The following is a 15,784-nucleotide window of genomic DNA, read 5'->3' as shown; positions in this document are numbered from 1 at the left end:
ACTCTCCGTGAGCAAAGCCCGTTGCTGGGGACGTTCATGATGAGTGAGCGAATCGTAGCAGCCGACTGAAGGCTTGGGATCAGAGGCGGGATCCTCTCGGCGGCAAGAGAAATGTTCTGGAGATCCGCACGGCAAGGTCCAACCCGCCCTGCCACGTGTAACCATCTGCACTGCTCAGACGGTGAAGGCCCCAGATCAGGTTGCCGACCATTCGAACAGGAGCGCCCACCAAGTGGTCGGTGCTAGCGACCAAGCGGCTCTCGTGCCGAAGCTTTGCCATAGTATCGCCCCTAAGCTCCGAAGGGATTGAGGGTACGCCGAAAAGGTCTTGCAGAGCGGTCATTTGGACCTCGAGCGCACGGCGTCCTACGCGATCTGACATGATTCCGCCGATCTTGAACCAATCGACGCCCTGAGCCGTTGCCGAAAGCTCAAAGAGATCGTGCAAGTGGCGCAGGTCCATTCGGCAGCGCCAGTAGTCACCCTCCTTGATCATATCGTGCACGATCAAATGGAGCGCTCGGCAGGTGGGTGAAGGCAGGTGGGTAGTTGCGTCATCCCGTGCGACGAGTTGCGATAAGGTCGTCAGATCTTGTGAGAGATAGCGCTTTGTGAGAGGGCCGGGTCGGTCTCGCAGTTCGAGGAGACCGACATCTTGCGGACGTCCCATTCCACGCGTATTTGCCGAACTACGATAGCCTAGCTCCTCAAGAGCCACCTTCGCATCATCCATTTCCGAAGGTTGAACGCCCAGATCGAGGTCTCTCATCATCCGCGCGCCGAGGTTATCATCCGATGCGCAGAAGATGTGACCGGCCCCCTTGAGCAAGACAGGGATTATGTCCCGTCCGTTCAGAGTGCTCACGGCTTCGATCAACTGTGCGCGAAGACGGAGATTGCGCTCGAGATTCCGCTCATGGAAAAATGCAAGGTAATCCCGGACTTCGGAAGGTGTCTCATCGAGGCGAGAACTGCGGGCCAGCGCAAGGAAGAGCGCAGGACAAAGCCAGCTCCGGTTTGCGACTCCAATGACACTTGGCCAGAGGCTTTCAGGTGGCGATCGGCCTTGCAATCCTACCGCAAGGAGCCGGATGGATAGGCCAGGACGCCATATTGGCACGCGACGCGCTCAGTGCCTGACGATCGAGATAACCGTCATCGGCGGGCCCGCAAAATTGCTAGTTTCTCGGACCGCGAGGCCCCGTATGGATATGGTTCTTATCTCCGTATCCGTTACCGGGTTTGGTGCCCGATGCCGCGATGGCATCGGAGGTCAGCGACGTGGATAGCAGCACTGTGACGGCCGGGGGAACCGTAGCAGCAAATTTACCGCACTTCTTCAGGAATTCACGACGGTCATCCTCGTCGGACAGAGATTGGTCGTCGGCTGTCATGGGGGAACGTTTCATTGAATTCGTCCTACGGGTTCCGGAGAAGCAGACCCACTGGGGAAACGGTGGTGTTCTCATGATCCAGTGTCGGCTTCAGTGAACTTGTTTCTGTCCAGGGGCACGAACAGCTAAGCCTGATCGTCCGAAGCAATAACAATAGACCCATTTAGGCCCGGAGGAGAGGGGCCTCACAAGTATTACCTCGACGAGCTAATGGGTGTAATCCTACTGGGTTAAGCCTCTCGTTACTGCACGAGGCCAGCGTAATCGAGAGGCTCGGCGCCTACTATGGTAGGACGATCCTCACTGTACGGCGCCCCGCATCAGAATGTGAGTGTCGCTGGCTTGGGAGTGCTGCCCGAACTGTTGCCGGATCCGCCAGCACGGACTTGCTGACCGGCCGGCACTCCGCGATTGGTTTGTCACCACGATCAGATAGGTCACTGGTGACCTATTCCGTCAATCTCACAGCACAGTGGGATAGCCGAAGCGTTCCTCACTGGATCTGCTGATCGCCAAGCATCCGTTGATTTACGGGCGTTTAGCAATTGCGAGTGGCAACTGGTCGCAAATCATCGATGCTGATCAAGCCTGGTTATGACAGCACATACTGAACCACGTCACCAGTTCTTCCGTTCATGCAGAGCAATGACAAAGTTTGTCAGGGGATCCCACGCACAATCAGCGGCCCAATTAGCTGCGTCAGACCGATTGGCAAGCGTTGCCATATTTGTATCATGCGGTCGTACTTGGGATTATCTGGTCGAACATCGTCAACGGATCCTGTGCGCAAGTGATACTGCCACATAGCCTGCTCTGGCTTGGCACCCCACTGTTTCTTGAATACGTAGGTTCCGCTCTGAGGCGTCGACCGACCGAAGTCGAAGATTGTTTGGCCTCGTTGGATTGCGCGTTGCAGCAGATGCCAATACATCAGCGAATTCGCATTCGTGTTGTTGTACTCGCGCAGTGAGCTGGCACTGGGGACCTCAGTGATGCCCCAGCCGTGTAATAGAAGGGCGCCAGCTACCGCCTTGTCTCGAGTGCGGACTACACAAAGTTCCGCGTGATCCGGGAATCGCCGGAGAACCTCAGCAAACAGCGAGCGCCCGTAGGTAGGGGTCCCTAAGTCGCGCATGTTCCGGCTAAATACATTGTGAAACGCCGGCAGCAATTCCTCCCTCCCCCATGTGACTGTCAGGCCGGCCTTCTGCCCTTGGCGCACGTGATTGCGTACCTTTGAAGGCACCTGCTCCCAGAGCATTTCAGCTGTCTCTGGCAGGGAGAGCCGCATATGCACCTTCACGCTTGCCAGACGATTGAGAGCTGGGTGTTCAACAGCCTTACCGCTGTGTCGCAGTTCAAGGTAGCGGACTCCGAGTTGCGCAGCCAGTTCAACAGCGCGATCGATCAGCAGGTTGGCAGCGGCTTCATCGTCGGCAAAAACGCCTCCATAGTTCAGATACGGAAGGCTCACCAGGAACCGGCCAAAGAGAAGGCTCCGAACATAGGCCAGGGGCAAATACCCACAGAGGCTACCCTCCCTATCAGCCTCCACCACATATGGCTGGTGACCGAGGCTTCTTGCCAGCACCTCCAACCAAGCCGGATGCCGGCTGAGTGGGACATGGTTTCCCCGTACCGTGTACATTTCGAGACGAGGCAAGCGGGCTTCTAGCTGGTGTAAACCGTATATGCTTGTCCGGATGGTTTGACTGCGCCGCAGGCGGCCCTCGGACCGCGCGGCGAGCGACCCTTCGAAAGCAATCTCGCTCCTGGTATGATCGTCGAGCATTTTTGACGCACCTGTAAACGTGGGCAACCGGTAGGAGCTGGAATAAGAGCCAGATATAGACGCAGGCTCTCAGAAGGTGAACATGACGCCACATCCCTCGATCGAAGCCCGCCATCGGGCAAGAATGCGCCAGCATGGCTGCCAGCGGTGAAGCGCCTCGAGGGTTGTCGCACCACCCCAAGGCGAGCATGCTCCGCCGACTTTAACGCGGGTCAGCTCTTTACCAGCTCCTGATATAAAGCTGCATAGCGGGACACTGTGATCTCAAGGTTGAACTCCTTCTTGACGAACTCTGCCGCACGAGCGCCCATAACTGCCGCTGCATCCAGGTTGCGAAGCATCTCCAAGATTTTCTCAGCCAACATTCCGGGTGCATGCGGTGGGACGAGAACGCCATTCCAGCCGTCTTTGACGACGTCGCTGCAACCTGGCATTCTCGTCGTTACAATTGGGCGAGCCGCCGCTGCAGCTTCGAGGAGCACGCGGGGTACTCCCTCCGGATACTCGCTTGGAAACGCAAACACATCGGCAATGCCCAGCAATGCCGGTACGTCCGACCGTCGACCGATTGCCATCACGTATGGCTTGTGGTCATCAAGCTCTGCCTGTGTCACTGCGAACCGACCTTCGCTCTCGCGCGGTCCTACAAGGAGAAAGCGCACATCAGGCCGACGCTTGTGTACCAGGGCGGCTGCTTCAAGAAGCGTCGGAATTCCCTTTTGGCGCGTCATGCGGGTGACGGTCATGACGACGTCGCAGTCACCCAGACCTAGCGAGTTTCGAAGCTCGGTCGGCGAAGGACCGGCCGCCGCCAATTGCTCGAACTTCTCAATGTCGATGCCAGAGCCCGGAATAATTAGATTGCGGCCTGCGCCGAGCATCCGTCGCTTCGTGAAGAAGGTCAAATCTTCATGATTCTGAAACACTGTGGCGGTCGTCGAGCGTGATGCGGCCCGTTGGAGAGCTTCGTATATTGGACGCAAACTGAGAGCCAGCGGAGAGTGCAGGCAGTAAAGTAAGCCAATTCCATTGATTGTGCTGACGATGCGCACATCCGGGATACCCCTCGCCGACAGGGGAGCCAATACATAGGGCTTTGTATCGAAGCATTGAACAATGGAAGGTCGCAGGTTGGCAATCAGCTTCGCCATCGCCCTGAATGCGCCCCAGTCGGCCAATGGACTGAAGAAGCGGCCGAAGTGGAGGTGATGGTATTCCAGCCCAACTTTTGCGAATGGCGCATGGTCACCGGTACCGGCAGCGCTCACACGGAAACCCCTGTCGCGCAGTGCGAGCAAGAATGGTATTCGGAGAGAATGATCGTCCCCTCCAATGCAGAGCAGGTGCGGTGTCAAGAATATACCTCCCTCAGTATACCCCGGCAGCTCGATAGTGTGGACAGTTCGCCGATGATCGGTCACTGTGACTTAGTGTAGTGAGGGACGTTCCGGGGTGTATGACCCGCATGGCAAAGTATAGATTGGCAAATTCTTGTGCGGACAAGCGGGAGCGGCATTCTGAAAAGCCGCTCCCGCATTTTGTGTGCAGCCGCTTCTAGCTGCCTGATGCAGACCGTAATCAAGAAAGTTCCGCAGAGCAGTGTCGGGCTTCATCTACCGAGCACTATTACCATATCAAACGAGGAGATGTTCATTCCCGAGGTATTACCGACATGGGAGTACGATGTGCCTTCTGACCCGATGACGCATAGCGCGGCCGCCTGCATTCAAGCCGGAATGACGCGATATGGGCGAGAAGTCACGATCCGCTGTCAGACCCGGGAGACTACGCATTCTGGTATAGAACGTTTTAGGGCCACTACCACCAAATAGGTTTTTCTCCTGTCAAGCAATCGGGTAGTCTAGGACTTCTTCATCTGCAAACTGGGTGATTCAACAAAGTTGCGTATGCTTTCCTGTGGGAGCGCTCGCTGTAGACCTTTGTTGACCTCTACAGGGAGTGGGGCTGCGCGCCCTTGTTGCAGACGTTCGTCCCGCAGCATAGCATATGAAACGCAAGAATTGCATGCCAGAAGCAGCGTTGACGTACGGGAGCAGGGAGTAGATACATGGCGAGAACTATAGTCGCAAGAAGATCTCCTCGCGAGAATTCTAGGAGTGCAATGCTCGGCGCCTCGGCGAGCAGTGATACTAAAGCGTCAGTTGCGACATCAGGAATTATCAGTACTCAGTACACGAGCACGTTTTGCACTTTCCGTCCGCCCATCGCTGGATGCCAGAGGTCTCCCATGGCGCGGTTTTACTTTCATCTAGTGGGGGCGCACGATGTGATCCCGGACAAAGATGGCCTGGAGGTCGGGAGTTTGGCCGAGACGTTGGCCGAGGTGTTGAAGGCTATCGAGGAACTCCGTAGGGATAACCCGTCGACTTCAACAGAGTGGAGAGGATGGCGGCTCGATGTCGCCGACCAATCAGGAGCGGTAGCATTTTCGATCAATCTCGATCGCTTCTTACAATAAGCCTGTCAGTTCGAGTGAGGCTTCATGTGCACCTTGAATGCATGTGGGCCCTGAATGCTGCGAGCTTCGAGACTTTTACGGACCTGGATCGATATCATTATCGTTGTGAATAATAGCCTCGGTTCGTAAATCTGGTCCGTTTCATGCGTTGGAAGAAGAATGGGCTAGCGGCGCATTATCCGTGCTCGTACCCGAGGCGCCGGCCCGCGTGAACATTCGCCACGTTAAGCGTTCAACGACCTGCAATCCGTCTTCAAAAAGGACGCCTTGGCGCTGGATGCCCTATAGCATTGGACCCAGATATGGATTCCGCTTTTGGGTCCGATGCTTTGGTTCTTTAGCAGCGCATCATGCGGAAAAGTGGGTCCACTTTTCCGCATGATGCGCTAGTACCAGCTGCCCTCCCGCCAGCCGTTGTGACGGCGGGCTTGGCCTGTCGTGCAACTGCCCAGGCGCAATGCAATCGTTGAGAATATCTGGAATTATAGGTGACCCCAGACGATCTTCTTTGCGTTTCGTTCGACAATATCGACAGGCTCGTCCGCGCTGAGTTCGACCACGCGCGTCGAAGGCGGGAACTTCAGGCGATGCACCGTGCTAACGCGCCGATATAGCTCTTCGAGGTCCATCTCGGGCCGACGCGCCTGGGCGACTACCGGCGTGACTGAGAGCTTGATCACCAGATCGGGAGGATCCAGCGCCGCTTCAGCATACGGACGCTTTTCCCAGGCCGCCAGTGACCTGCAGATTGACCACGGGTGATCGAGCCAATGTGCGAGGAGCGGGCCGTCATTGAAGCCGGGGAATTCGTCTTGTGGGAAGCGGTCGCAGACAATGATCATGCCACGATTGCGGGCCCGGGTAATCCGTCGGAGCTTTCCGAGCTTTTCGCAACTGAGCGCAAGTGCCCACGGCACGAGTGCTGCGGCACGAATCCTGGTCCAGAGATCCCCTTGGCCGGATGCGGAAATGACGCGGTCGCCCTCGGCGCGGCTGTGCGCCGGCTGCCTTGGGCCGAATAGGGGACGCAAGAGGCGATGAGCTATCCTCATTGGCAATCGATAGATAGCACTCGGACCGTCGCCGCTGCCCAAGTAGATCGGAACGACATCAAGCTTGACGCCAAGCCAAGCCACGAGTGTTCGGGCAAGTGTCGACTTGCCCGATCCATCTGACCCGAGGAGGACGATAACTGTTCCGCCACGAGGTGAAATGCGCCGGAGCGGAGTCGCGCGATGCAGATAGCGCCGGTTGATCGCATCGGCAACACAGTGAAATTCTCGTAACCAGGCACGGAGCCAAGCTTCCTGACGGCCATATGTCCGGTGCCGTCGCAGCGCCGGGCGGATTGTCGCCGCGAAATTGGCCATAGGCATTAAGTCTAACGGCGTCGCGAGAGCCTGGCGAAGCGGCTCTACAGAGGCATCGCCCAGGAGACTGCGAGCGGTCTCCTGGGCAGTTCGGTCGTCTACTTGGCGTCGCAGCCAAGCGAGTTCTTGGCTGAAATCGCCTGCTGCCTCTCGGCTATAGCTCCGTGACCAAGCGCGGAGGTGATCGCGCCCGCGGATCTTGAAGGCAGCACGGACGAGGAGCAGCACCAACTCGAGCGCCGGGTCGGCGGTATAGATTCCGAACTCAGGGTCAAATCGCCTAGTTGCGAGCAGTCGAGCCTCCCATGGCAGACGATAGCCCTTTAAGTATCGCTCCCCGAGCGTGAGTTGGTAATGGAGGTGGAGATGGACGAGCCGCCCGCTGGAAGGATCGAGCGCAAGATAATCCTCTATGGCTGGATAGGCCCGGAGCGGCGGGGCAATGAAGCGCTTAAAGCCACATTCGGCCAAAACACGCTGCAGGTCCTCGCTGCGGTGTCGATCGATTAAGATGTCCAGGTCTGTAAGTCCGTTGACAGCAGCTTCCAGATGCTCGTTGCTCTTCCAGTGGCAGTAGGTAATGCCTGCCTCATGCAGTCCCGTGAAGAGAGCTCTCACCACACTGAGACCCTGCGGAGCAGTGGGAAGCTCCCCGAGCTGCTGTTTCATCTGGAGCACGGCCTGCCTCCCGTATTCTAGAGCCGCTGAACTCGCTGAGGTACGAAGGTGAACAACATTCGCAGTAGTGACCGGGCGTCTTGTCCCAGGAAAAGCGGCGGGAGAGTCCAACACAGCGCCAGGCCCGCCCCGCTTACAAAGAAGGCAACCTCTATCAGCAGTCCGAACGGCGCTACTTGAAGCGACCGTAACCACCCTACAAGCACCCACGTTAGAACGCCGAGCGTCAGAGAGAGCGCAATCCCTGGCAAGTGTGCCGCACCGAAATCGGACCAACTCATTCCCGTCAAACGAAGACTGAGCTCCGTCATCAGGACAAAGTTGAGGGTAATCGCAGCAAGCACCCCGATTGCTACTCCTCCCAGTCCCCAATGCTGGCCAACGAATGCACCGCCAATGACAGCAAGCGCGAATATGGCTTGCCGCCATGCTCGTCGGTAGACTGCCCCCGTCGCCCGAGCCACCGAGTCGCTCAGCTTGTAACTTGCACGGAACAACATCCCCAGGGTGAGAACTTGGAACGGAATCACGGCACCCACCCATGCCGGCCCAAGAAGAACGAGCACGAGTTCCGGGGCAACTATTGCCAGAACGACGCTGGTCGGAAGAATCACCAGAGTGCAGATTGCAGTGCCGCTGCGATAGGCACGAGCCAGTCGAGCAGGCTCGAGCTGCACCAGCGCCATCGTTGGAAACAGTACGCGATCGAGAACCTGACCCACGAGCACCGCCGGTGCGGTCATGAGTTGATGCGAGTGAGCATACAATCCCAGTAACTGAGGGCCCAGGCAGCGCCCAACCACCAGATTATCGCCTTGCCCTGCCAAGTAGTTGCCGATGCGAGCCAGCGTAAAGCCGCCCCCGAAATAGAGGAGTTCGCGGATTGTCTGCCCTTCGAGCAGTAACCGTTTTGGGTGAGCTAGCGCCGCCAGCAACCAAATCATTCGGACGAAGTGTTGAATCAGATACGCACCTACCAGGGCCCAGATCCCGAACCCGAACCAAGCCAGTACCGGACCAACTGCGATGAAACCGGCAGCAAACGCGCCTGAATCAACGCCTGCAAGCCAGCGAAATCGGAGCTGCCGCTGAGCCAATGCCTCCGCAACAGCTGAGCAGCCCTGGCAAGCAAACACCAGGCAGGCCAGCCGAAGAACCTTGATCATCTCGGGAATGGCGAAGAAGCGCGCGATAGCAGGGGCTCCCACCCAAACCGTGGTTACCAGTCCAAGACTAAAAAGCAGTGACAAAGTAAAGCCGACTCGAAGATGACGCTCTTCCAGGACCGGCCGCTGGACGAGGGCTGGACCGACGCCAAGCTGCGAAAAAATTGTGCTGAACCCAATTACGACTAATACCGCAGAAAACACGCCAAACTCGCTCGGTGAGAGCAGCCGCGCCATTACAACGAGCGCGACAAGTTGCAGGACGGCCTGGGCTCCCATAGCCAACGATGTCCAAAGGACGCCCGCCACTGCCCGCTCTGTCAGCCCATGATTTGCTGTCACATGCGCCCCCAGCTGCATCGCCCTGTCGAAGGAGCCACTGTCGTCCCTCTCACTTCTGCTCTGCCGGTCACGTCACTCGACCTCGTGCCGGTCGATCGGCGAACCGAGTGGGGCTATCTTGCGCTGCCGGATTACCGCGAGCCGCGCACGACGACTCGGCCCGCAATCGTGTGTCCGATTCGGCTCTTCGGTCGTTCAGCATGGAAGCAATGAGTGTCGCAATGCGCTCGGCACCCCAAGCCCTCTCTTCGGGGCTGTCATTGGTGACCTCGATGGCCGAAATTCCATGAGTGCTAAGGGTCCGAACGACGGCCCTGAAATGCGCCTCTGCGCGCCGCAGAGGCTCATCGTCCATGCCGAGAACGCGCTCCAACCGGCTTACCTGAGGAACTCGTTGAGCCAGACGAAGTCTGATGGTCTGAGGATTAGCGCAAACATGGACCACCAAGTCTGGCCCGATTACCTCATCCATACTCTTGTCGAGCAGGCTCAACCACCTCTCCCGACGCGCCGCAAAGCCAATTGACCAGAGGGCCTGAGCAATACCCTGGTCCAGTAGGACAGTCCTGGGAACGGACCGGCTGTGTGCGGCAAGGGATGCGATGTAGATCCAATTGAGAGCTGATCTCGCGAAGTCAGAAAACGTCGCCTGCCGCGTAGCGAATATCCCGGTACCGAAGACGAGTGTCTTTCTCGGATTCGCACTGGCATATTGCAATATGCGAGCGGCCTTCAAGGCCGCTCGCACCGGTCTGCGGTGTCCATGGTCGACATCATAGGTAATCTCGTCAACGGCCACGCCGCGACGCAGAAGCATCTCCGCGACATGGCGAGACATGCTCGACTTGCCGGCACCAGGCAAACCAAAGAACTCCACCAGCAATATTCTCTCCTGCCAATCAGTTCAGAGCGTGGTGCTCGGGCTGCATGCCCAGGGATACGCCAGGGCCGGTTGTGTTTCTCGGGCTTGGCTATTTGCTTTGCCTAACGAGGTTTCACCATCAATTCCGATCAGATCAGAGGTCTTTCGCCTCTCTGTTTCTGATCTCTGCCGCCCCAAACCCAGCGCAGTCACACGAAACCGGAGACGTATCCTTACATAGTGGCATAATGTCCAGAAAAGCGGAATGCATTCACGCGAGATCACGCGTGCTTGCAGGCAAGACTTGAACCACCGTCCCGGATGGAAACCGCTAGAACGGTTGCACTCGCGCATTCAGCTGTAAAGGTGGCACCATACATCTACCACCTCGTGGGTACCACAAGAACGATAGATGCTTCTTCAGTTTTGGTCACACTCACACTTTTTTCCGTCCACGAGACGTCCTAAGCCCGCTAGCGTGTCAGGTGAGTTGGCTAATCTCTTCGTTTGGAGGGAGGTCCGGATTCGGCGAGACAGGGTGCAGGAGAGTCGCATAGATTAGCGACTCGATGGATAAGTTAGGTCAGCCGGAGGCTGTGACTACTACAGAAAACTCGTGCCTTGATAGCTATGCGACGCCATGTCATCCAAGAAAAATTGGGTTTTTGCCTAGCGTATGCCGATCACGACCCGAAACTACGTACAACTGAGAGTATAGTTGCCTATTAATCGCTTGCCAACACTGTGTTGGGAATGGAGAGAGTTAATGAAAGCTATCATTCAATCCGGCGGCAAGGGCACGCGTCTGAGACCTTACACCATGGTGCTGCCTAAGCCGTTAATGCCCGTCGGATCCAAGCCCGTTCTCGAGCTCTTGCTGAACTGGCTCCGGCGAAACGACACGCGGGAAGTTTACATCACAACAGGGTATTTAGGGCATCTCATAAGGAGCTTCTGCGGGGACGGCCGACAGTGGGATATGGTAATTCACTACACGGAAGAGCCGGAACCATTAGGAACGATCGGGCCGCTTAGCCTGTTGCGTGACAAGTTGGACAGCACGTTCCTCGTCGTGAATGGCGATGTCCTGACCGACCTTAGCCTGAGCGCGTTCGCCCAGTGCCATCGCCGACACGGCGGGCCGCTAACCGTGGCCACTTCCAACAGGTCAACGAAGATGGACTTCGGCCTTCTAGAGGAATCTGGAGGGCGGATCACTCAGTTCAAGGAGAAGCCGATTCTCACTCACGCCGTCAGTATGGGCGCATATTGTATGGAGCCAGAGGTGCTTCAATACATCCCGCGAAGCGTCCCGTTCGGATTCGATGATCTTATCCTGTGCATGCTCGGGAGAGGAGTTCCTGTGCACGCGTTCAAGCACAACGGACTCTGGCTGGATATAGGTCGCGTCGAGGACTTCCAGCGCGCGCAAGAGCTCGCCTGGGACGACCAACCGCCCGCATTCGAGGTGGTGGCAGCCGCTTAGCGCCCCTCGCAGAACTGAGCGAGCGCAGTCTGGGAGTCGCTTCTTATGGAATCGCGGGGCCCGGAGTGCTCTCAGAGGAATCGTTCCATGTTGCTGGTGTCTGAACCAATCCTCGGCGACGAGGAAAAGGCCGCTCTTTCGGACGTTGTAGAGTGCGGCTGGATCACGATGGGCGAGCGAGTCAGAGCTTTTGAGCAAGCCTTTGCAAGGCATCATGGCACCAGCGACGCGGTCGCGGTCAATTCTTGCACCGCCGCGTTGCACCTGGCTCTCGAAGGATTGGGCGTCGGACCTGGAGACGAAGTCCTGGTGCCGTCTCTGACATTTGTTGCAACTGCCAATTCGGTCCTTTACGCGGGTGCCACACCGGTCTTCATCGATATCGAGTCTCTTGAAATTCCTCTCATGTCCATCGCCGATGCGGACGCGAAGTGCACGACGAAGACGAAGGCCATCATAATCATGCACTATGCAGGCTATTTGGCTGACCGTCACACCTGGCGCGATTTCGCGAGGAGCCGAGGCTTAGTGCTGATCGAAGATGCCGCGCATGCTGCAGGTGTCTATGGTGCAGGTACATTCGGCGACGCCGCAGCATTCAGTTTCTATGGCAACAAGAATATGACGACGGCGGAAGGGGGCGTCGTCCTTGCTGCAGATGATGCGGTGCTTGCCCGCATCAGGCAAATGCGGGGCCATGGAATGACGAGCGGTACGCGAGAGCGACTCTCTAGCCGCTCGCCCACATATGATGTGACGATGCTCGGATACAATTACCGGCTCGACGAGTTGAGGGCAGCCATCGGTCTGGTGCAGCTAAAAAATCTCGAATGGTGGAACAGCAGGCGGCAGGAACTGACCAGGCGCTACCATCGACGACTGAGCGAAGATTGCCCGAATGTTCTAGTACCTTTCCAAGTTCCGCGCGACGCAGCCTACCACATCATGCCGGTCATCCTCCCGTCCAGTGCCGACCGGGCACAGATTATGGGCAAGCTGCGCGATGCGGAAATTCAAACGACGATCCACTATCCCCCAGTTCACAGCCTTTCATTTTATCGGGACCGCTGTTCGTCTCCACGACTGTCGCAGACGGAGGAGTTCGCGCGGCGGGAGTTAACGCTTCCCCTTCATCCCAAAATGGAGGCTTGGCATGTCGATCGGGTGGCTGCGGAGCTGGCGCGGGCACTGGCAGGGTAGCTAAGCAGATGTCCGATAGGAGGGAACAATGATCAGCGGCGAAGCAGGCAGGGCATCTGAAAGCCAAATCCGCTATGGTTCTATTCCGGGCGGACGAGCCCTCGACCTGATAGTAGCTATTGTCGGACTGATCCTCCTTTGTCCAGTTATGATGCTGGTCGTCTTGGCAATATGGGTTGAGAGTGGTTGGCCGGTTTTCTTCTCTCAGGAACGCTTGGCGCAAGGTGGAAGGAGCTTCCGTATCCACAAGTTTCGTAAATTTCATAGAGACAGCGGCACCAATGGTCCGCCTCTGACCACAAAGGACGATTCCAGGCTGACACAGGTCGGCAAGTTTATCGATAGAGCAAAGCTCAATGAGCTGCCGCAACTCTGGAACGTGCTCAAAGGTGATATGTCGATTGTCGGACCCCGTCCTGAGACATTGGACTTCGCGGATTGCTTCAAGGGAACATATCGGCGTGTGCTTGATTACAAGCCTGGTATCATCGGGCCGAGCCAGGTGTTCTTTCGGAATGAAGTTTCCTTCTTTCCAGAAGATGCCGATCCGTCTCAATATTATCGGGAGGTCTTATTTCCGCTAAAGGCTCGGATAGATATGGCCTATTTCAGTGAACGAACTGTCTTGTCAGATATCGGCTGGATCGTGTGTGGTGCGATGGCCGTATTTGGTTGGCGCCTGCTGTCGCCCGACGTCTTGTGCCACGCTCCTGAGGCCTCGAGCCTCCGACGCGGAACTCTGTAGGGGTACATTGTGCGTATACACGTTGCGCGGATTGCAGCAACTGTTTCGATTCAATTCCGTGCAAGCAGTCTCTTGTAAACGAGTGCTTGTAATGTGCCTTTGATTACCTGATGCCTGATTGCAGGACAGCAAAGTGAGATCCCTTGCCGCTGATTGGAGATTTCAGATGCGGTGATGGGTCTGTTCTTGGACGTTACAATCCTATCCGAATCCTGGATGTCCGGTACTAGTTACGAAAGTTGCATCCATAATCTCGTAGCAAGTCAGGAAATGGGTGTCTCCATGGACGACCAGCAATGGAATCCCAAATGCGATTATACCGGCCAGAATATCCTCGTTACAGGCGCGGATGGTTTCATTGGCTCCCATTTGACTGAGGCGCTCGTTGCGCGCGGCGCAAACGTCACAGCTCTTTGCCTCTATAATTCGTTCGATAGTTTCGGATGGCTAGACGATCTTCCTTTGCGCACGCGAAGCCAGGTGCATGCGGTCCGCGGCGATGTGCGAGACTCTTCATTTCTGCGACGTGTCGTGCGGAGACAGGACATTGTATTTCATCTTGCAGCGTTGATCGCCATACCGCACTCCTATGTGGCGGCACAGTCATATGTGGACACAAATGTCATTGGGACGCTCAATCTCCTGGAGGCAGCTCGAGATTACCAAGTCCCGCGGATCATCCATACGTCGACCAGCGAGGTCTATGGCAGCGCCATTACGGTCCCGATCACAGAGGATCATCCCCTTCAAGGACAATCGCCGTACTCGGCTTCGAAGATCGGGGCGGATATGATGGCGGAGGCTTTTGCACGCTCGTTCGAATTGCCCGTGGTGATTCTGCGTCCGTTCAATACGTTCGGTCCTCGCCAGAGTGAGCGAGCGGTTATACCAGGAGCTCTTCGGCAGATCCTTGATCCTGAAGCGGAGAGCATACAGATCGGTGATACAACGCCGGTTCGGGACTTCACCTTCGTGCAAGATACCGCAGCAGCGTTTCTCGCCGTCGGTGCGGCCCCTCAAGTCGAGTACGGACGTCCATACAACGCCGGAAGTGGTCAGTCCGTGACTATCGCGGAGATGATTGAACTCCTGTTCGAAATCACGGGTTGCAGAAAGCCGTTGCAGCAGGATTCGGAGCGGGTGCGTCCGGAAAAGTCGGAGGTTCGCGCCCTCTTGGCTGACAGTAGCCGACTGAGGACTGACACGGGATGGCGACCTACTGTGAGTTTGCAGGAGGGTCTAGCTCGAACTGTCGCGTGGTGGCGAGACCGGCTCTTGGAAGGCCGTGTCCGGCGCGACCGTGCTTTCGTCAGTTGAGCCGATCCGATCTGGAGTCAATGATCGTTAGTGTGAGCATGTATGCAGGACGAGGCGGTTGTCCGAAGTGCTATTGTACTACAACGTCGCGCGATTGCTAATGACCGGCCACTGTCACAGAGGCGTGCGCTCCAGCGTCTGCTAGCTCGGTGGTCTCTAATCGTGGCCTCGGTTATCTAGCCCCTGATTTCTAGGCATCCGTGATATCCCTCTTGGTGCCGTGATCCAGCTAATGTGGCGGATCAGGCAGATATGAGGAGCTGTCCTTAACGATCAGGAGGCGTTCGGGGCGCGTCTCCGGGAACGAGAGGGACATGGTTCAGGGGTGACAGTGCCGGAACATGTTCGCCATTTTCCTCGCCTGATTGCCGGCCATCCGAGGAGGCGATGTGGGAAAGCTAGATTTGGCTGTTTTTTTGCCTCATTCATTCTGTGTTAAGGCAATCGGGCCGTCGCGAATCATTGTCCGGAAGTTCGATGGAGTCCGATGCCTTGCACCAGGATGCGCTCTCGATTCACGTACCAATCACGAGGTCTCTCGAGAGGCTACTCAATCGCGCTGCAATGGATCGCAGCCAGACGGTCGAGGAGCTGACTAAAAGGATCTTGTGCGACTGGCTCCTGAGGGAGGGCGGATTTGCGCCGGAGAGTCGTGCAGCCGAAAGGAACAGGCAATCACCGAGGCCCTCAGTTGGGGGCGGTTAGGCGGGGATATCTCCCGAAGTACGTGGCGTAGATAGGCCACCTGTATGAGGCGTACTGGTTTGCGCCAGCTTTTGTCAGCACGCGTCGGCGAACTCCTCACTGAACGCACAATCTGAAATTGCGCGAATCAGGTTCGCACGCCGGAACATCGGAAAATGTCTAATCGGCTTTTCTCTAGCAATGTTCCTGTGTCTTTTCAGATACAGCCATCGGCTTGAAAATCGGCCAGTCTGCCTTGACCCGCACAA

At 56.8% G+C, this 15,784-nt stretch carries 11 protein-coding genes; 5 read left to right on the top strand and 6 right to left on the bottom strand.

What is annotated here, in order from left to right; genetic code table 11:
• Nucleotides 1-79: 79 nt before the first annotated feature.
• From BN1233_RS51280 to BN1233_RS30725, 4 genes are all read right to left on the bottom strand, one after another.
• A complete protein-coding gene (locus BN1233_RS51280; RefSeq protein WP_082145741.1) occupies nucleotides 80-1,120 on the bottom strand; it encodes a nucleotidyltransferase family protein in 1,041 nt (346 codons plus the stop codon).
• 58 nt (nucleotides 1,121-1,178) lie between these two features.
• Nucleotides 1,179-1,394 (bottom strand): hypothetical protein, encoded by a 216-nt coding sequence (locus tag BN1233_RS51275; protein ID WP_074078392.1) that lies wholly within the window; start codon nucleotides 1,392-1,394, stop codon nucleotides 1,179-1,181.
• Nucleotides 1,395-2,052: 658 nt separating this feature from the next.
• Complete coding sequence (locus tag BN1233_RS30730) at nucleotides 2,053-3,186, bottom strand: FemAB family XrtA/PEP-CTERM system-associated protein (protein WP_082145740.1); 1,134 nt, start codon at nucleotides 3,184-3,186, stop codon at nucleotides 2,053-2,055.
• Nucleotides 3,187-3,398: 212 nt separating this feature from the next.
• A complete protein-coding gene (locus tag BN1233_RS30725) occupies nucleotides 3,399-4,484 on the bottom strand; it encodes a glycosyltransferase (protein WP_244470814.1) in 1,086 nt (361 codons plus the stop codon).
• A 950-nt stretch (nucleotides 4,485-5,434) separates the two neighbouring features.
• Between BN1233_RS30725 and BN1233_RS30720 the strand changes: the two genes are divergently transcribed.
• Nucleotides 5,435-5,665 carry a DUF6894 family protein gene (locus BN1233_RS30720; RefSeq protein ID WP_046867453.1) on the top strand — a complete coding sequence of 77 codons (231 nt, stop codon included), beginning with the start codon at nucleotides 5,435-5,437 and terminating at the stop codon, nucleotides 5,663-5,665.
• Between the two features lie 482 nt (nucleotides 5,666-6,147).
• Here the strand turns inward: BN1233_RS30720 and BN1233_RS30715 are convergent, their stop codons facing one another.
• Nucleotides 6,148-7,713, bottom strand: coding sequence for a nucleoside/nucleotide kinase family protein (locus BN1233_RS30715; RefSeq protein ID WP_046867452.1), 1,566 nt, complete (start codon nucleotides 7,711-7,713; stop codon nucleotides 6,148-6,150).
• A 17-nt stretch (nucleotides 7,714-7,730) separates the two neighbouring features.
• Nucleotides 7,731-9,239, bottom strand: a complete 1,509-nt coding sequence (locus BN1233_RS30710) for a lipopolysaccharide biosynthesis protein (RefSeq protein WP_046867451.1) — start codon at nucleotides 9,237-9,239, stop codon at nucleotides 7,731-7,733.
• Between the two features lie 1,610 nt (nucleotides 9,240-10,849).
• Here BN1233_RS30710 and BN1233_RS30700 point away from each other — a divergent pair.
• From BN1233_RS30700 to BN1233_RS30685, 4 genes are all read left to right on the top strand, one after another.
• Nucleotides 10,850-11,569: a sugar phosphate nucleotidyltransferase gene (locus BN1233_RS30700; protein ID WP_046867449.1), complete on the top strand. Its 720-nt coding sequence runs from the start codon at nucleotides 10,850-10,852 to the stop codon at nucleotides 11,567-11,569.
• An 87-nt stretch (nucleotides 11,570-11,656) separates the two neighbouring features.
• A complete protein-coding gene (locus BN1233_RS30695) occupies nucleotides 11,657-12,769 on the top strand; it encodes a DegT/DnrJ/EryC1/StrS family aminotransferase (RefSeq protein WP_046867448.1) in 1,113 nt (370 codons plus the stop codon).
• Nucleotides 12,770-12,797: 28 nt separating this feature from the next.
• Nucleotides 12,798-13,514, top strand: coding sequence for a sugar transferase (locus tag BN1233_RS30690; RefSeq protein ID WP_046867447.1), 717 nt, complete (start codon nucleotides 12,798-12,800; stop codon nucleotides 13,512-13,514).
• 282 nt (nucleotides 13,515-13,796) lie between these two features.
• Nucleotides 13,797-14,831, top strand: coding sequence for an SDR family NAD(P)-dependent oxidoreductase (locus tag BN1233_RS30685; RefSeq protein ID WP_046867528.1), 1,035 nt, complete (start codon nucleotides 13,797-13,799; stop codon nucleotides 14,829-14,831).
• Nucleotides 14,832-15,784: the final 953 nt, after the last annotated feature.

Source organism: Microvirga massiliensis (assembly GCF_001006805.1).
Lineage (GTDB): Bacteria > Pseudomonadota > Alphaproteobacteria > Rhizobiales > Beijerinckiaceae > Microvirga > Microvirga massiliensis.
This window is presented reverse-complemented; position numbering and strand designations above follow the sequence as displayed.